The sequence below is a fragment of the Enterobacter sp. RIT418 genome, assembly GCF_003057745.1.
GTDB lineage: Bacteria > Pseudomonadota > Gammaproteobacteria > Enterobacterales > Enterobacteriaceae > Enterobacter.
Genome location: NZ_QBJD02000024.1, coordinates 36,209 through 53,218 on the forward strand (window position 1 = coordinate 36,209; position 17,010 = coordinate 53,218).

Genomic DNA, 17,010 nt, shown 5'->3' on the forward strand with positions numbered 1-17,010 from the left:
TCGGGTAGCGCCATTTTTTTTAGCGTGCACTTCCCAGCGGGATCTCTGGGTCCGGCTCGTGGGTGATGCGGTTGCGCAGATCGCGGCGAATAATCTCGATCGACCAGAACCAGATCAAATGCCCGACAATCTCGGAAACGTGCTCATACCACGGCAGTTCAAAGAGCGGTGGCGTTAGCCCCATCAGCGGGAAGGAGATCATGTGGACGAAAAGCTGGGCTAACGCGCCGGCCAGCAGGCCCTGCCAGAGCTTAATTTTCGGGAAGACTTCTGCCACAACGCAATAGCCTACGGCGAAGACGATAGAGAAAATAATATGCGTCACGCCAACCCAGTTGAATATATGCCCGGCAAAGGTGTACACAGCCGCGTTAGGGTCAACAACGCCCAGCCAGTCGCGAAGGAAAATATAGGGCGGGTTAAGGAAATTACGCGAGCAGTCGATTTGGTTTGCCGCACGAATTAATTGCTCAGGGCCGCAGGCGCTGGTAAATAAATCAGCGGGGCTGCGCGGTGGAAGCGGAACCTCAGCGCCCCATTTCACAAACGCAGAGACAACGCCGGCGATCAGGCCAATGAACGCGGCGAGCCCGTAGCGCCTGCGCGATGGTGCAGTTCGTTCAAATAAATTCATTTTTTATTCCTTGTATAAACAGAATCCTGAAAAACATATTTTGTTATTTCTTTAACAACTATTTAACCATCTGATTAATCAGATGAATATACGATAGTCGTGACCGCGTCAGGCTGTCAATTCGCCAAATTTGATAATCAGAAGGCTCGCCTGAATAACCGTTCCGGTTATTCAGGATATATTTATAATAAAATATCGAAGCGGATGAGGATTTACGGAGATTATTCTTTTCTTCTTCCCCGCATTCCCTGAAACAACTCCGCGACCTCCACAAAATATTCCGTCAGATAGTTAATGCAGACCTGCACCTTCAGCGGCAGCTTATCCTTTTCGGTATACAGTGCGTAGACAGGGCGCGGATCGGACTGGTAGCGCGGGAACAGGATCTCCAGCTCGCCGCTGTTAATCTCGTTTATCACCCACATCAGCGGCACGTAGGCGATCCCGGCGCCCGCGACCAGCCAGCGGGAGATGGTCATCGGATCGTTCGTGACGAACCGGCCTACCGGCAGGAGCTTCGTGGAAAGCCCTTCCGGGGCGATGAGCTCAAACTCGTTATCCGGGCGAACGCTGTACTCCAGCCACGAGTGGTTGCTCAAATCGGCGGGCTTCTCCGGAATGCCGTACTGCGCCAGATAGCTTTTGGACGCGCACACCACCATCGGCATGCTGCCCAGGCGGCGAGAGAAGAGGCTGGAGTCCTGAAGGGCGCCCACGCGGATCACCACGTCCAGCCCGTCGGCGATCAGGTCCGGCGCGGGGATGCCCGTGACCAGATTGACGGTGAGGCCGGGATACTCTTTCAGCATTTCGGCGGTCATGGCGGCGAGAACATTTTGTGCCATAGTTGAAGAACAGCCGATGCGCAGGGTGCCGATGGGCGTGTTATTAAAAGCGTAGAGCTGTTCGTGAACGTCCTGCACCTCATGCAGCATGCGGCGGCAGCCCTGATAGTAAATTTTTCCGGCTTCCGTCAGTCCGATGCTGCGTGTGCTGCGGTTGAGCAGCTTGACCTGAAGCTCATCTTCCAGCTTTGATACCGTCTGGCTGATGGAGGATACGCTCATTTGCAGCTGCCTGGCGGCGGCGGTAAATGAGCCCTGTTCTACCACTTTGGCGAACACCGACATGCGTTTTAAACGTTCCATTGTTCACTCTGGCTTAAAAGTGATTTAGATCACATATTATAGATAACAGCATAACAGTTACGTTAATATATTATTAATTACATAATAGCTGCGCCACTCTCGCCCGGCTTTCTTGCCCCTTCGCGGTGGCGCAGGCTTAAAAATTCTGAAGCCTGCACTCTCTCTAATCAAGGTCAACATGAGTCTGTTTCCCGTTATCGTGGTGTTCGGTTTGTCGTTCCCACCGATATTTTTCGAGCTGCTTTTATCACTGGCGATCTTCTGGCTGGTGCGCAAGGTGCTGGTCCCTACCGGGATCTACGATTTCGTCTGGCACCCTGCATTGTTCAATACCGCGCTCTATTGCTGCCTGTTTTACCTGATATCGCGCATGTTTGTTTGAGGTTGATGTGAAAACGCTAACAAGAAAAATCTCCCGCACTGCCATCACGATGGCGCTCGTCATTCTCGCGTTCATCGCGATTTTCCGCGCCTGGGTTTATTACACCGAATCACCATGGACGCGCGACGCGCGCTTCAGCGCGGACGTGGTGGCGATAGCGCCCGACGTCGCCGGGCTCATCACCGCCGTCAACGTCCACGATAACCAGCTGGTCAAAAAAGACCAGGTGCTGTTTACCATCGATCGTCCCCGCTATCAGAAAGCCCTGGAGGAGGCGAATGCGGACGTGGCGTACTATCAGGCGCTGGCATCAGAAAAACGCCGTGAAGCCGGGCGCCGCAATCGCCTGGGCATACAGGCGATGTCCCGCGAAGAGATCGACCAGTCAAACAACGTGCTGCAAACCGTATTGCACCAGCTGGCGAAAGCCGAAGCCACGCGCGATCTGGCGAAGCTGGATCTGGAGCGCACCGTGATCCGCGCGCCGGCCGACGGCTGGGTGACCAACCTGAACGTCTACGCCGGCGAGTTCATTACGCGCGGCTCCACCGCCGTGGCGCTGGTGAAGCAGAACTCCTTCTACGTGCTGGCCTATATGGAAGAAACCAAGCTGGAAGGCGTGCGTCGGGGCTATCGCGCGGAAATTACACCGCTCGGCAGCAACCGCGTCTTTAAGGGCACCGTCGATAGCGTAGCGGCTGGCGTGACTAACTCCAGCAGCAGCAGCGACAGCAAGGGGATGGCAACGGTCGACTCCAATCTCGAGTGGGTGCGCCTGGCGCAGCGCGTGCCGGTGCGTATTCACCTCGACGAACAGCAGGGTAACCTGTGGCCGGCGGGAACAACGGCGACCGTGGTGATTACCGGTGAGAAAGACCGTGATGCCAGCCAGGACTCCTTCTTCCGTAAGCTCGCCCACCGCCTGCGCGAGTTTGGTTAATCGCTATGGGTATTTTCACCATCGCCAGCCAGCACCTGCGCTTTGCCGTGAAGCTGGCGTGCGCCATCGTGCTGGCGCTGTTCGTCGGCTTTCATTTTCAGCTGGAAACGCCTCGCTGGGCGGTGCTGACGGCCGCGATCGTGGCGGCCGGTCCGGCGTTCGCCGCGGGTGGAGAGCCCTATTCCGGCGCGATCCGCTACCGCGGCATGCTGCGTATCGTCGGGACCTTTATCGGCTGTATCGCCGCGCTCACCATTATTATTCTGATGATCCGCACGCCGCTGCTGATGCTGATGGTGTGCTGCATCTGGGCGGGCTTCTGTACCTGGATCTCTTCGCTGGTGAAAGTGGAAAACTCCTACGCCTGGGGGCTTTCCGGTTACACCGCGCTGATTATCATCATCACCATTCAGGCTGAACCGCTGCTCGCGCCGCAGTTTGCCGTCGAGCGCTGCAGCGAAATCGTGATTGGTATCGTCTGCGCCATCGTGGCGGATCTGCTCTTCTCGCCGCGCTCCATTAAGCAGGAAGTCGACCGCGAGCTCGATGCGATGATTGTCGACCAATATAAGCTGATGCAGCTGTGCATTAAGCACGGTGACAGCGAAGAGGTGGATAAGGCCTGGAGCGGGCTGGTGCGCCGCACGCAGGCGCTGGAAGGGATGCGCAGCAACCTGAATATGGAGTCCTCTCGCTGGACGCGCGCCAATCGCCGTCTTAAGGCGATTAACACCGTTGCCTTAACGCTCATCACCCAGGCGTGCGAAACCTACCTGATCCAAAACACGCGGCCTGAAGCGGTTACGGACACCTTCCGCGAGCTTTTTGAAGAGCCGGTCGAAACGGTGCAGGACGTACACAGGCAGCTTAAGCGCATGCGCCGGGTGATTGCCTGGACGGGCGAGCGCGACACGCCTGTGACGATCTACACCTGGGTGGGCGCCGCGACGCGTTACCTGCTGCTCAAGCGCGGCGTGATAGGCAATGCCAAAATCAGTGCTGCAGAAGAGGAAGTCCTGCAGGGCGAAGTGGTGATCAAAGCGGAGTCGGCCGAGCGCCACCACGCGATGGTCAACTTCTGGCGCACCACGCTGGCCTGTATGCTCGGCACGCTGTTCTGGCTCTGGACCGGCTGGACGTCCGGCAGTGGCGCGATGGTGATGATCGCCGTCGTGACCTCGCTGGCAATGCGCCTGCCGAATCCGCGTATGGTCGCCATTGATTTTCTGTATGGGACGATAGCCGCGCTGCCGATCGGGGCCCTCTATTTCCTGGTGATCCTGCCGTCAACCCAGCAGAGCATGCTGCTGCTCTGCATTAGCCTCGCGGTGATGGCGTTCTTCATCGGTATTGAAGTGCAAAAACGCCGCCTGGGATCGCTCGGGGCGCTGGCGAGCACCATCAATATTCTCGTGCTGGACAATCCGATGACGTTTCACTTCAGCCAGTTCCTCGACAGCGCGCTGGGCCAGCTGGTGGGCTGCTTCCTGGCGATGATGGTGATTCTGCTGGTGCGCGATAACTCGCAGGCGCGGACCGGCCGCGTGCTGCTGAACCAGTTCGTTTCTGCTGCCGTATCGTCCATGACCACCAATACCGCGCGGCGCAAAGAGAACCATCTGCCCGCGCTGTACCAGCAGCTGTTTTTACTGCTCAACAAATTTCCGGGCGACATTGCCAAGTTCCGCCTGGCGCTGACCATGATCATTGCGCACCAGCGCTTGCGCAACGCGCCGGTGCCGATCAATGACGATCTGTCGTCGTTCCACCGCCAGCTGCGCCGCACGGCCGACCATGTCCTGTCGGCCTCCAGCGACGACAAGCGACGCCGCTACTTTAAGCAGCTGCTGGAAGAGCTCGATATTTATCAGGAAAAACTGCGGATGTGGGAAGCGCCCAGGCAGGTTACCGAGCCGGTAGATCGGCTGGTGCTGATGCTCCATCGCTATCAAAGTGCCCTTACCGAGAGCTGACAAGCCAAAAACCGACGCCAAAAGCGTCGGTTTTTTTATGGCTATACTTATCTGAGCAGGCTCTTACATCAGGAAGGGAGGACACATGACTACCCAGGCTCTTCAGGACTCAATTCTTTTTCAGAATGGATATTTCGTTAACGGCATCTGGAAAACGCTTGATACCACCTTCGACGTGCTTAATCCGGCGACGGGCGAGGTGATAACGAAAGTCGCGAAGGCGGGCAAAGCCGAAACCGAGGAGGCGATTGCCGCAGCAACCAAAGCCTTCCCGGCCTGGCGCGCAAAAACCGCCAAGGAGCGCTCGGCAATTCTTTACCGCTGGTACGAGCTGATTATTGAAAACAAAAGCTGGCTCGGGCGGCTTATGACCACCGAGCAGGGCAAGCCGCTTAAAGAAGCGGAAGGCGAAGTCGAGTATGCCGCCAGCTTCATTCAGTGGTTTGCCGAGCAGGCCAAGCGCGCAAACGGCGAAATTATTCCCCCGGTCAAGCCCGGCTCGCGCATTCTGGCGACCCGCGAACCCGCTGGCGTGGTGGCGGCCATTACCCCCTGGAACTTCCCGATGGCGATGCTGACCCGCAAGCTGGGGCCCGCGCTGGCCGCCGGCTGTACGGGCGTGATTAAACCGGCAAACAATACCCCGCTCAGCGCCTTTGCGCTGCTCGTCCTGGCGAAGCAGGCTGGCATACCGGACGGCGTTCTCAACGCCGTGGCAGGCAACACGTCTGAGATCAGCGATGCGATAATGGCCAGCCATGACGTGCGGAAAATTTCGTTCACCGGCTCCACGGCGGTGGGGAAAACGCTGATGCGCAACGCCGCCGAAACGATGAAGAAAGTATCGATGGAACTGGGCGGCAACGCGCCCTATATCGTCTTTGAGGATGCGGATATTGATGCCGCCGTCAAAGGGGCGATTGCCAATAAGTTCCGCAATGCCGGGCAGGTGTGCGTCAGCGTGAACCGCTTCTATATCCAGGAAACGGTATACGACAAATTTGTGAACCAGCTGGCCGATGCGGTGAACGCGCTGAAGGTGGGTAACGGCCTGGAGGAGGGCGTGGTGGTTGGGCCGCTGATTGAGCCTTCGGCGGTGAAAAAGGTGAAAGAGCATGTCGAAGACGCGGTGGCCAAAGGTGCAGCCGTGCTGGCGGGCGGGAAGCCGCACGCGCTCGGCGGAAACTTCTGGTCGCCAACCGTGCTGGGCGATTGTCACGAAGGGATGAAGCTCGCCGAGGAAGAGACCTTTGGTCCGGTAGCCGCCTGCTTCCGCTTCACTTCTGAAGATGAGGTGATCATGCGAGCCAACAATACGCCGTACGGACTGGCGGCCTACTTCTATACCCAGAATCTCTCCCGCGTGTTCCGCGTGTCGCAGGCGATAGAGAGCGGCATGATCGGCATTAACGAGTGCGCGGTCTCAACGGAATTAGGTCCCTTCGGCGGGGTGAAAGAGTCCGGTCTGGGTCGCGAGGGATCCGTACTCGGTCTGGAAGAGTTCCTTGAAGTGAAGACCCTGCATATCGGGGGATTATGACGGATATAGACGGGGTGGCTGGCAATGAAAATTTATACGTTTGATTTTGATGAAATCGACAGTCAGGAAGACTTCTATCGCGAATTTATCCGGGCCTTTAACCTGGATCGGGAAAGCGTCACCAATCTGGATACGCTCTGGGATGTTGTCACCGGAAGTCAATTGCCGTTACCGCTGGAGATCGAGTTTATCCATCTGCCGGATAAGCTGCGCAGACGCTTCGGCGCGCTGGTTTTGCTGTTTGATGAAGCGGAAGAGGAGCTGGAGGGACAGTTACGCTTTAACGCGCGCCACTAAATAAAAAAGCCCCTGAACCGGGAAGCTCAGGGGCAAGTCGTATGATGAGATACGACGAGGGTTTATTTATACAGTTGTGCCGTCGCGTGCCAGTGATCGCCCTGGTTCAGTTCGGTAACGCGATAGCTGCTTGCCCCGGCTTTTTCCGCTTTCGCGGCGAGTTCCTGACGAATATCCATTGGGGAGCCGGTGATGGAGGTCACGGAGACGCTGCCCATCGGCTGCAGAGTTTGCGCCTGTTCAGCATTAACCTGCTGTACGGCCGCGCTCGCGCCAAATGAAATTACGGAAGCTAAACCAAGGGTTGCGATAATCGATTTCATGTTCATAGTCTTTACTCCTGAATAGGGTTTCCTCAACGGCTAGAAGGGTTAAACCGCTTTTTTTATGCCTGGTGCCGCTGAGTGGAGAACGATGTCTTAGGTATTACAAAAACTTATTTGTACAGCTCTGCGGTGGCATGCCAGTGGTCGCCGGAGCGCGCTTCAATGATGCGATAGGATGAAGCGCCTTGCTCTTCCGCTTTTTTGTTCAGCATTTCACGCATGTCCATCGGAGATGTTCCAACAGCGCCTACGGAAACGGTGCCGATAGCCTCGCGGGACTGCGCCTGATCGGCGTTGATTGCATCAGCGGCGAAAGCACCGAATGACAGGACGGACAGGACGCTCAGAGCTGCTACAGTTGTTTTGATTTTCATGATTCTTTACCTCGTCGAATTTTTTGTGGGGTCTTGTTTCGTGACCCTCATCACAAAATCAAGTATACACTAGTAACGCTAAAAATTAATACCAGACTAATTGTTTCGTAGGTTGCCACGTTTTAATGCGTGAGGTTTTTATAACCTATTGGAATTAAAATGCGCGTTATTTGAACAATTCAATGAGTAATATATAAGAAAATCATAGAGATAACACACTTTGATTTTTTGTGCTTTTTTTTGATTTGGTATTCACCAAATGAATGTTAATGGCCAGTAAAAAGCACTATTTGTTAAAGGCAGAGGCGAGATAAAACAGGGGGAAATGAGGGTGGAGCAGAACAATCCCCGCAGCAGGGCGCCGCGGGGAGGGCAATCAGAGTTCCTGTTCGAACAGGTCCAGAATTGCTTCGTAGAGATCTTTTACTGAGAAACCGTTGGCTGGCGTGGTGAAGATCGTATCGTCACCGGCAATCGTGCCGAGAATGCCTTTCGGTTTGCCCAGCGAGTCCAGCATGCGTGCAATCAGCTGCGCGGCGCCGGGGCTGGTATGGATCACGACAACGGCATCGTTGTAGTCGATATCCAGCACCAGATTTTTCAGCGGGCTGGAGGTGGTCGGCACGCCAAGCTCCGCAGGCAGGCAATAGACCATCTCCATTTTGGCGTTGCGGGTACGTACCGCGCCAAACTTGGTTAACATGCGGGAGACTTTCGACTGGTTTATGTTATCGAATCCTTGTTCCTGCAACGCCTGAACGATTTCTCCCTGAGAACTGAATATCTCTTCTTTGAGCAGCGCTTTAAACGCCTTTACTAAATCTTCTTGCTTAGACGAGCTTCGCATAAGTCACCCGGAATATGACGAAAGAAACAACATTATTATGCATGTGGATGAATTTTTATGCAAATTATCTGCCAGCGCTTAGGCTGAAATAATGTTATGAAAGGGAGAGATTTTATCAGATTTCGTTATCAGAAAACATGCCTGGCTCACGCTGCGAAAATAAGCTTAAAAGTAAATTAAATGTTATCAAAATGATGTTGTTTTGGTGGCGTAGCAGGGTGTATTGTAACCCCCTCTTAATACGTTGCTGCCGAAGCCCGATAGTCTTCTGGCGAAGGTGAAAGACGCGCGACCTCAAATTCTTTAGCTACGAAAATTGTAATTATTTACCTGCTGAATTATGGTCGCCGCAACGGATTTACAGATACTTAAGTTAACCATAATAAGGAGTTTAGGATGAAAGTCGCAGTCCTCGGCGCTGCTGGTGGTATCGGCCAGGCGCTTGCCCTACTACTGAAAACCCAACTGCCTTCAGGCTCAGAACTCTCCCTGTACGATATTGCTCCGGTTACCCCAGGCGTGGCGGTTGATCTGAGCCACATCCCGACAGCTGTGAAAATCAAAGGCTTCTCCGGTGAAGATGCGCGTCCTGCACTACAGGGTGCTGACGTGGTGCTGATCTCCGCAGGCGTTGCGCGTAAGCCCGGCATGGACCGTTCAGACCTGTTTAACGTCAACGCGGGCATTGTGAAAAACCTGGTGCAGCAGATTGCGGAAACCTGCCCGAAAGCCTGCGTAGGCATCATCACTAACCCGGTGAACACCACCGTGGCTATCGCGGCAGAAGTGCTGAAGAAAGCCGGTGTTTACGACAAGAACAAGCTGTTCGGCGTGACCACGCTGGATATCATCCGCTCCAACACCTTCGTTGCCGAGCTGAAAGGCAAACTGCCAACGGAAGTTGAAGTGCCGGTCATCGGCGGTCACTCTGGCGTGACGATCCTGCCTCTGCTGTCGCAGATCCCGGGCGTGAACTTCACCGAGCAGGAAGTGGCTGACCTGACCAAACGTATTCAAAACGCGGGCACCGAAGTGGTGGAAGCGAAGGCAGGTGGCGGTTCTGCAACCCTGTCTATGGGCCAGGCGGCAGCTCGTTTTGGTCTTTCTCTGGTCCGTGCGCTGCAGGGCGAGAAGGGCGTTGTTGAATGCGCCTATGTAGAAGGCGACGGCGAGCACGCGCGCTTCTTCTCTCAGCCGCTGCTGCTGGGTAAAAACGGTATCGAAGAGCGTAAATCTATTGGCACGCTGAGCGCGTTTGAGCAAAACGCGATGGAAGGCATGCTCGATACGCTGAAGAAAGATATCACCCTGGGCGAAGAGTTCGTTAACAAGTAAAACGCACTTTCCCGGCAAAAAAAACGGAGCTTGTCGCTCCGTTTTTTTATGCTTATCAGCTGGTGGCCGGGTATTCCTGAATCGTGACCTGTATGGTCAGCTTCTTATCGTTACGCATGACTTCAACAGGAATAATGGAGCCAGGGCGGATTTCCGCCACCTGGTCCATGGTCTCCAGCGCCGACACCGCCGGCACACCGTTCACGGACAGGATCACATCGTTCACCTGAATGCCTGCGTTCGCCGCTGGCCCGCCTGGCGCCACCTCGTTCACCACAATTCCCTGAATCTGATCGATGCCGCCGCCCTGGGTATGCATTGGCGCAATCTCACGGCCGCCGATACCGATATAGCCACGGATCACGCGGCCATCGCGGATAAGCTTATCCATGATTTTGGTCGCCAGCTGGAACGGAATAGCGAAGCCGATACCTTCCGGCGTTTCGCCGTCGTTGCTCTTATCGAAGGAGAGGGTATTAATGCCCATCAGCTCGCCCAGCGAGTTCACCAGCGCGCCGCCGGAGTTACCGTGGTTGATTGACGCATCGGTTTGCAGGAAGTTCTGCCGACCCGATGGGTTCAGGCCGATGCGCCCGGTGGCGCTGATGATCCCCTGGGTAATGGTTTGCCCGAGGTTATAAGGGTTGCCGATTGCCAGCACCACGTCGCCGATATGCGGCGTGCGCTTGCGGTTAATCGGAATGGTCGGCAGGCCGCCCGTGGCGTTAATTTTGAGTACCGCCAGGTCGGTCAGGCTGTCCGAGCCGACCAGCAAGGCCTCAAATACGCGGCCGTCCTGCAGCGCGACGATAATCTGGTCGGCATCGTTGATCACGTGCTTATTGGTAATGATATAGCCGCGATCGTCCATAATCACGCCGGAGCCGAGCGTGCGGATTTCCAGCTGGTTATGGGCCGAGCTGTTCAGCCCGCGGTTATAGACGTTTACCACCGCAGGCGCGGCGCGGCGAACCGCCTGATTATAGGTCGCTGGCGTTTCATCCGCACTGTCAAACTGCGGTGCCGACAGCTTATTAAACTGCCGTAATGACGGTACAACCACCAGAAGCAGGCCAGCGACGATCAAACCGATGGCTACAGAACGAAAGAGCTTTAAAAGCATGATGCGCGTATCGTAAATAAAGGAACGGTTTGCAGCATAGCATGAGTTATCCGGACATCACACGAAGCGGTGATGTCCGGCGTCGCAAATGCTTAACGCAGTAAAATGTAGAGCGTGTCTTTGCCGCGGATTATCTGCAGCGCAATGACCGCCGGTTTGCTTTCCACCACCTTGCGCATTTCCGCGATAGACTGCACGCGGGTGCGGTTCACGCCAATAATAACGTCTTCCTGGTGCAGGCCGGCCTGCGCGGCGGGGCTACTTTTTTCAACGGTATCGACGCGGATGCCCTTAGTGCCATCCTTAAGCTGCCCGTCGCTGAGCGTCGCTCCCTGCAGCGCCGGTGCGATCAGCTCGGCGCTCGCTGATGAAGAGGTGCTCTTATCCAGCGTGACCTCAACGTCCAGCGGCTTGCCGTCGCGAATCAGGCCAAGCTTCACTTTGGCGCCCGGCTCCGTGGTGGCAATACGCGAACGCAACTCGGCGAAGCTGCTGAGCGGTTTGCCGTTCAGGCTGACGATCACATCGCCCGACTTCACGCCGGCTTTTGCCGAGCCGGAGTTCGGCAGCACTTCGCTAACAAACGCTCCACGCTGCACGTTGACGTTAAAGGCTTTGGCGATGTCGGCGCTCATTTCCATCCCTTTGATGCCGAGCAGCCCGCGCTTCACCTCGCCAAACTGGATGAGCTGCGCAGAGAGGGTTTTGGCCATATTGCTGGGGATGGCGAAGCCAATGCCGATGCTGCCGCCGCCGGGCGCGAGAATGGCGGTGTTAATACCGATCAGCTCGCCGTTCAGGTTGAGCAGCGCGCCGCCGGAGTTGCCGCGGTTGATTGACGCATCGGTCTGAATAAAGTTTTCCAGCCCTTCCAGGTTCAGGCCGCTGCGGCCCAGCGCGGAGACAATGCCGGAGGTGGCGGTCTGGCCTAAACCGAACGGGTTACCGACCGCGACAGCGAAATCGCCCACGCGCAGCGTGTCGGAGTCCGCGATGGCAATCTGGGTCAGCTTGCTTGGGTTTTGCACCTGCAGCAGCGCGATGTCGCTCTGGTCATCGCCGCCAATCAGCTTCGCGTCAAATTCCCGTCCGTCATTAAGCTGGACGCTAATTTTATCCGCCTGGCTGATGACGTGGTTGTTCGTCAGGATATAGCCTTTGGCCGCATCAATAATAACCCCAGACCCCAGCCCCTCGAAAGGCTGCGCCTGCGGATCCGGAGACTCATCACCGAAATACTTCTTCAGCTCTTCCGGCACGCGCTGGCTTTGCTGCGCCGTGCCTTCTACCTTCACGCTCACCACGGCAGGCAGCACTTTCTCCAGCATCGGCGCGAGGCTTGGAATGGCGGCCTGTCCAGGGACCTGCGAGGGCAGCGCCGCTGAAGCAGGGAAGGACGCCGAGAGAGATAACCCGACACTTAACGCTAACGCGCTTAACAGCTGGTTTTTTTTCTTCATCGATGCGGACTCTCGTAACCTGGAATGAAAGAAGAATGGCCCCAAAAACATCTTGATGTTATTGAATTTTCAACCGGTGAACAATGAGGTGTTTGACTAAATAATAGCTGGGGACGGGAAGAAAGGACGGGCGCAATAGATGCGCCCGTAAAATTTATTCAGGTTGTGCGATTAATCGCGTTTTGCGCCACCGCGCAGCAGGCCGGAGGCGCCGTCGGAATAGTCGCGCGGCATCTGTACGGGAGCCTGATCGTTGCTGGCCTCCGAGTCAGCCAGGCGGTTGCGGAACGGGTTGGTTTCCGCCGTCATCTCTGGCAGCAGGCTGCTGGAGCTTTTCGCCATGTGCTGATACAGCTGACGGTAATCCGTCGCCATGTTGTCCAGCAGCTCGGCGCTACGGGCAAAGTGGCTGACCAGCTCTTCACGATACTCTTCCAGTTCAGCTTTGTTTTTTTCCAGTTCGTACTGTAATGACTGCTGCTGACGCAATTTGCGATTACCGAAACGCATGGCCACGGCACCAATGATAATGCCGACCACTAAACCGATTAGCGCATATTCCCAGGTCATGAACTTCTCCCGTTGTCTTGTGATTCCGTAGGGTGTTGGCTCGGCTCCTGCCTGTGCCTGATAATGCCACTATAACCGCTATTTCCGCAGAAGTGGAATCCTGACGTATCATCGCGTAGTGTAGAACGGCCTTTTTTTCATCAGTCACGCCCGCTGGTGAGGTTTAATTGAAGGAATAACAATAAGATTATGCAAAGCCTGTCCCCCGCATCGCGATACCAACACGCCCTGAACGAGGGCTCACACCAGCCGGATGACGTTCAGCGCGAAGCGGTTAATCGTCTGGATACCCTTTATCAGGAACTCACCGCCAACCCCGCAGAAGCCGCGCAGGGCGGTGGGCTGAAGGCCGCGTTCGGTCGGCTGCTCGGCAAGAAAGAGCCGCAGGTACATGCCCCGGTTCGCGGCTTATACATGTGGGGCGGCGTCGGACGCGGAAAAACCTGGCTGATGGACATGTTCTACCAAAGCCTGCCGGGAGCGCGTAAACAACGCCTGCACTTTCATCGGTTTATGCTGCGCGTCCACGAAGAGCTGACGGCACTGCAGGGAACAAGCGATCCGCTGGAGATTGTTGCCGACAGGTTTAAAGCGGAAACGGACGTGCTCTGTTTCGACGAATTTTTTGTCTCTGATATTACCGACGCGATGCTGCTCGGCGGCCTGATGAAAGCCTTGTTCGCGCGTGGCATTACGCTTGTGGCAACCTCAAATATCCCGCCGGATGAGCTATACCGCAACGGCTTACAGCGGGCGCGCTTCCTGCCCGCAATCGACGCCATCAAGCAGCACTGCGACATCATGAACGTGGACGCGGGCGTCGATTATCGTCTTCGCACGCTCACCCAGGCGCACCTGTGGCTTTCACCGCTGAACGTACAGACCACGGCGCAGATGGATAAGCTTTGGCTGGCGCTGGCGGGCGCTAAGCGCGAAAACGCGCCCGTGCTGGAGATTAACCACCGTCCGCTGCAAACGCTGGGCGTGGAGAATCAAACGCTGGCCGTTTCTTTTGCCACGCTGTGCGTAGACGCCCGCAGCCAGCATGATTACATTGCGCTATCGCGCCTCTTTCACACGGTGATGCTTTTTGACGTGCCCGTAATGACGAAGCTCATGGAGAGCGAAGCCCGCCGCTTCATTGCGCTGGTGGATGAGTTCTACGAGCGTCACGTCAAGCTGGTGGTGAGTGCGGAAGTCCCTTTATATGAGATCTACCAGGGCGAGCGGCTGAAGTTTGAGTTCCAGCGCTGCCTGTCGCGCCTGCAGGAGATGCAGAGTGAGGAATACCTGAAGCTGGAGCATATGCCGTAAATGCCACCCTCTCCTCGTGGGAGAGGGGCTGGGGGTGAGGGCACCAGACCGCACAATACCCACCCCCGAAAAACCCATTCCAAATCACATTTAAGGGTCGATCTTTGACCTCAACTTCTCTATAATCTTGCGACCCCACGTTACGAGAAGGTTTTTTTCCCGAAACTTTCTATGTGTCGGCATTAGCTATTCGAAGGGGTAGGTTTGCCGGACTTTGTCGTGTGAACCTCAACTGACTAAACGTTTGGGTGTTCACCAACGTGTAACTTATTTATTTGGGTAAGCTTTTAATGAAAACTTTTACAGCTAAACCAGAAACCGTACAACGCGACTGGTATGTTGTTGACGCGACCGGTAAAACTCTGGGCCGTCTGGCTACTGAACTGGCTCGTCGCCTGCGCGGTAAGCATAAAGCGGAATACACTCCGCACGTTGATACTGGTGACTACATCATCGTTCTGAACGCAGACAAAGTTGCTGTTACCGGCAACAAGCGTACTGACAAAATGTACTACCATCACACCGGCCACATCGGTGGTATCAAAGAAGCGACCTTTGAAGAGATGATTGCTCGCCGTCCTGAGCGTGTGATTGAAATCGCGGTTAAAGGCATGCTGCCAAAAGGCCCGCTGGGTCGTGCTATGTTCCGTAAACTGAAAGTTTACGCAGGCAATGAGCACAACCACGCGGCACAGCAACCGCAAGTTCTTGACATCTAATCGGGATTATAGGCAATGGCTGAAAATCAATACTACGGCACTGGTCGCCGCAAAAGTTCCGCAGCTCGCGTGTTCATCAAACCGGGCAGCGGTAAAATCGTAATCAACCAACGTTCTCTGGAACAGTACTTCGGTCGTGAAACTGCCCGCATGGTAGTTCGCCAGCCGCTGGAACTGGTTGATATGGTAGAAAAACTGGATCTGTACATCACTGTTAAAGGTGGTGGTATCTCCGGTCAGGCAGGTGCGATCCGTCACGGTATCACCCGCGCTCTGATGGAGTACGACGAGTCCCTGCGTGGCGAACTGCGTAAAGCTGGCTTCGTTACCCGTGATGCTCGTCAGGTTGAACGTAAGAAAGTCGGCCTGCGTAAAGCACGTCGTCGTCCTCAGTTCTCCAAACGTTAATCTTTTTCTGCTCACGCAGAACGATTGGCGAAAAACCCGCTTCGGCGGGTTTTTTTATGGATAATGCGCAGGTTATCCACAAAACTATTCCATATATCTTCTCTTTTTCCACATTTCCAGAATCCCCTCACCACAAACCCATCAAAATCTGGTAAACTATCATCCAATTTTCTGCCCAAATATCGGTGAATACTCGATTTTTGTTCGATTCTTGAACAATGTGTTTTCTCTGGGATGGGCGATATTTCATCTGGCTGGCCCCGAAGGGCCAGTAGCAGTAAATTCTGAATATACCTGGAGGTTTTCATGGCTGTCGCTGCCAACAAACGTTCGGTAATGACGCTGTTTTCTGGTCCTACTGACATTTATAGCCATCAGGTTCGTATCGTGCTGGCCGAGAAGGGTGTCAGTTTTGAGATCGAGCATGTGGAAAAGGATAACCCGCCTCAGGATCTGATCGATCTCAACCCGAGCCAAAGCGTACCGACGCTGGTGGATCGCGAGCTGACCCTGTGGGAATCCCGTATCATTATGGAATACCTGGATGAGCGTTTCCCGCATCCCCCGCTGATGCCTGTTTACCCTGTTGCGCGTGGTGAAAGCCGCCTGTACATGCAGCGTATCGAGAAAGACTGGTATTCGCTGATGAACGTGATCGTAAACGGTTCATCTTCCGAAGCGGACGCCGCGCGTAAGCAACTTCGTGAAGAGCTGCTGGCCATCGCGCCGGTGTTTGGCCAGAAGCCTTTCTTCCTGAGCGACGAGTTCAGCCTGGTAGATTGCTACCTGGCGCCGCTGCTGTGGCGTCTGCCAACCCTGGGCGTAGAGTTCAGCGGCCCGGGCGCGAAAGAGCTGAAAGGCTACATGACTCGCGTATTCGAACGCGACTCCTTCCTGGCATCTTTAACTGAACCGGAACGTGAAATGCGTCTCGGCCGAGGCTAACGACTGTGGAAATGTCACAACTTTCACCACGCCGTCCGTATCTGCTGCGCGCCTTCTATGAATGGCTGCTGGATAACCAGCTCACGCCGCACCTGGTTGTGGATGTGACGTTGCCGGGGGTCCAGGTTCCTATGGAATACGCGCGCGACGGCCAGATTGTACTGAATATCGCCCCGCGTGCGGTGGGCAACCTTGAGCTGGCGAATGACGAAGTGCGCTTCAATGCGCGCTTTGGCGGTGTACCACGCGTGGTTTCCGTGCCGCTGGCAGCCGTACTGGCTATCTATGCGCGTGAAAACGGTGCGGGCACCATGTTCGAGCCGGAAACGGCTTATGATGAAGATGTTGCCAGCCTGAACGATGAAGACGGTTCGTCTGAAAACGAAAGTGAAACGGTGATGTCCATTATCGACGGTGATAAACCGGACCATGCCGATGACAACGATCCGGATGACGATCCCCCGTCGCCACGTGGTGGGCGACCCGCTCTACGCGTCGTTAAATAGATTAATGCTTCTTATAAACCAGCCAGTTAACAATAACTGGCTGGTTTTTTTTGCATCATAGCCTGGCGGTGTTTTTATTATGTTATAGATGCTGATGATAAGTTTCGACTCGGTAAGCATTGATATAAAAAAATTTAAAGCAAAAATTATTAATACAGCGAATATTATA

19 protein-coding genes are annotated in these 17,010 nt (G+C 55.1%); 11 read left to right on the top strand and 8 right to left on the bottom strand.

Annotated features, from left to right (window positions below):
• Positions 1 to 19 precede the first annotated feature (19 nt).
• Both DBY73_RS20860 and aaeR read right to left on the bottom strand, forming a co-directional pair.
• On the bottom strand, positions 20 to 634 hold the full coding sequence (locus DBY73_RS20860; RefSeq protein ID WP_112013118.1) for a YagU family protein: 615 nt from the start codon (positions 632 to 634) through the stop codon (positions 20 to 22).
• Between the two features lie 221 nt (positions 635 to 855).
• Complete coding sequence (aaeR, locus tag DBY73_RS20865; protein WP_112013119.1) at positions 856 to 1,782, bottom strand: HTH-type transcriptional activator AaeR; 927 nt, start codon at positions 1,780 to 1,782, stop codon at positions 856 to 858.
• Positions 1,783 to 1,960: 178 nt separating this feature from the next.
• Between aaeR and aaeX the strand changes: the two genes are divergently transcribed.
• From aaeX to DBY73_RS20890, 5 genes are all read left to right on the top strand, one after another.
• On the top strand, positions 1,961 to 2,164 hold the full coding sequence (aaeX, locus tag DBY73_RS20870) for a p-hydroxybenzoic acid efflux pump operon protein AaeX (protein ID WP_003860416.1): 204 nt from the start codon (positions 1,961 to 1,963) through the stop codon (positions 2,162 to 2,164).
• A gap of 7 nt (positions 2,165 to 2,171) precedes the next feature.
• The gene (gene aaeA / locus DBY73_RS20875; protein ID WP_112013131.1) at positions 2,172 to 3,104 is read left to right on the top strand and encodes a p-hydroxybenzoic acid efflux pump subunit AaeA; all 933 of its coding nucleotides are present in this window, start codon (positions 2,172 to 2,174) and stop codon (positions 3,102 to 3,104) included.
• Between the two features lie 5 nt (positions 3,105 to 3,109).
• A complete protein-coding gene (aaeB, locus tag DBY73_RS20880; RefSeq protein ID WP_112013120.1) occupies positions 3,110 to 5,077 on the top strand; it encodes a p-hydroxybenzoic acid efflux pump subunit AaeB in 1,968 nt (655 codons plus the stop codon).
• 85 nt (positions 5,078 to 5,162) lie between these two features.
• A complete protein-coding gene (locus DBY73_RS20885; protein WP_112013121.1) occupies positions 5,163 to 6,617 on the top strand; it encodes an NAD-dependent succinate-semialdehyde dehydrogenase in 1,455 nt (484 codons plus the stop codon).
• Between the two features lie 24 nt (positions 6,618 to 6,641).
• Positions 6,642 to 6,914, top strand: coding sequence for a barstar family protein (locus DBY73_RS20890; RefSeq protein WP_112013122.1), 273 nt, complete (start codon positions 6,642 to 6,644; stop codon positions 6,912 to 6,914).
• A gap of 62 nt (positions 6,915 to 6,976) precedes the next feature.
• Here DBY73_RS20890 and yhcN (DBY73_RS20895) read toward each other — a convergent pair whose 3' ends face one another.
• The 3 genes from yhcN (DBY73_RS20895) to argR form a co-directional block, all read right to left on the bottom strand.
• The gene (yhcN, locus tag DBY73_RS20895; RefSeq protein WP_112013123.1) at positions 6,977 to 7,243 is read right to left on the bottom strand and encodes a peroxide/acid stress response protein YhcN; all 267 of its coding nucleotides are present in this window, start codon (positions 7,241 to 7,243) and stop codon (positions 6,977 to 6,979) included.
• 107 nt (positions 7,244 to 7,350) lie between these two features.
• On the bottom strand, positions 7,351 to 7,614 hold the full coding sequence (yhcN, locus tag DBY73_RS20900) for a peroxide/acid stress response protein YhcN (RefSeq protein WP_112013124.1): 264 nt from the start codon (positions 7,612 to 7,614) through the stop codon (positions 7,351 to 7,353).
• Positions 7,615 to 7,990: 376 nt separating this feature from the next.
• Entirely contained in the window at positions 7,991 to 8,461 is a 471-nt protein-coding gene (gene argR / locus DBY73_RS20905) for a transcriptional regulator ArgR (RefSeq protein ID WP_014171847.1), read from the bottom strand.
• 396 nt (positions 8,462 to 8,857) lie between these two features.
• Here argR and mdh point away from each other — a divergent pair, with 396 nt between their 5' ends.
• Positions 8,858 to 9,796: a malate dehydrogenase gene (gene mdh / locus DBY73_RS20910; RefSeq protein WP_112013125.1), complete on the top strand. Its 939-nt coding sequence runs from the start codon at positions 8,858 to 8,860 to the stop codon at positions 9,794 to 9,796.
• Between the two features lie 55 nt (positions 9,797 to 9,851).
• Here the strand turns inward: mdh and degS are convergent, their stop codons facing one another.
• The 3 genes from degS to zapG all read right to left on the bottom strand — a co-directional run bounded on the left by degS (position 9,852) and on the right by zapG (position 12,949).
• Positions 9,852 to 10,919: an outer membrane-stress sensor serine endopeptidase DegS gene (gene degS, locus DBY73_RS20915; protein ID WP_112013126.1), complete on the bottom strand. Its 1,068-nt coding sequence runs from the start codon at positions 10,917 to 10,919 to the stop codon at positions 9,852 to 9,854.
• A gap of 92 nt (positions 10,920 to 11,011) precedes the next feature.
• On the bottom strand, positions 11,012 to 12,379 hold the full coding sequence (gene degQ / locus DBY73_RS20920; protein WP_112013127.1) for a serine endoprotease DegQ: 1,368 nt from the start codon (positions 12,377 to 12,379) through the stop codon (positions 11,012 to 11,014).
• A gap of 171 nt (positions 12,380 to 12,550) precedes the next feature.
• Complete coding sequence (gene zapG / locus DBY73_RS20925) at positions 12,551 to 12,949, bottom strand: Z-ring associated protein ZapG (RefSeq protein ID WP_112013128.1); 399 nt, start codon at positions 12,947 to 12,949, stop codon at positions 12,551 to 12,553.
• A 189-nt stretch (positions 12,950 to 13,138) separates the two neighbouring features.
• Here zapG and zapE point away from each other — a divergent pair, with 189 nt between their 5' ends.
• The 5 genes from zapE (at position 13,139) to sspB (ending at position 16,841) form a co-directional block, all read left to right on the top strand.
• A complete protein-coding gene (gene zapE / locus DBY73_RS20930; protein ID WP_112013129.1) occupies positions 13,139 to 14,263 on the top strand; it encodes a cell division protein ZapE in 1,125 nt (374 codons plus the stop codon).
• A 290-nt stretch (positions 14,264 to 14,553) separates the two neighbouring features.
• Complete coding sequence (rplM, locus tag DBY73_RS20935) at positions 14,554 to 14,982, top strand: 50S ribosomal protein L13 (RefSeq protein WP_003860434.1); 429 nt, start codon at positions 14,554 to 14,556, stop codon at positions 14,980 to 14,982.
• Positions 14,983 to 14,997: 15 nt separating this feature from the next.
• Positions 14,998 to 15,390, top strand: coding sequence for a 30S ribosomal protein S9 (gene rpsI, locus DBY73_RS20940; protein ID WP_003025138.1), 393 nt, complete (start codon positions 14,998 to 15,000; stop codon positions 15,388 to 15,390).
• Positions 15,391 to 15,696: 306 nt separating this feature from the next.
• The gene (gene sspA / locus DBY73_RS20950; protein ID WP_003860438.1) at positions 15,697 to 16,335 is read left to right on the top strand and encodes a stringent starvation protein SspA; all 639 of its coding nucleotides are present in this window, start codon (positions 15,697 to 15,699) and stop codon (positions 16,333 to 16,335) included.
• A 5-nt stretch (positions 16,336 to 16,340) separates the two neighbouring features.
• The gene (sspB, locus tag DBY73_RS20955) at positions 16,341 to 16,841 is read left to right on the top strand and encodes a ClpXP protease specificity-enhancing factor (protein ID WP_112013130.1); all 501 of its coding nucleotides are present in this window, start codon (positions 16,341 to 16,343) and stop codon (positions 16,839 to 16,841) included.
• Positions 16,842 to 17,010: the final 169 nt, after the last annotated feature.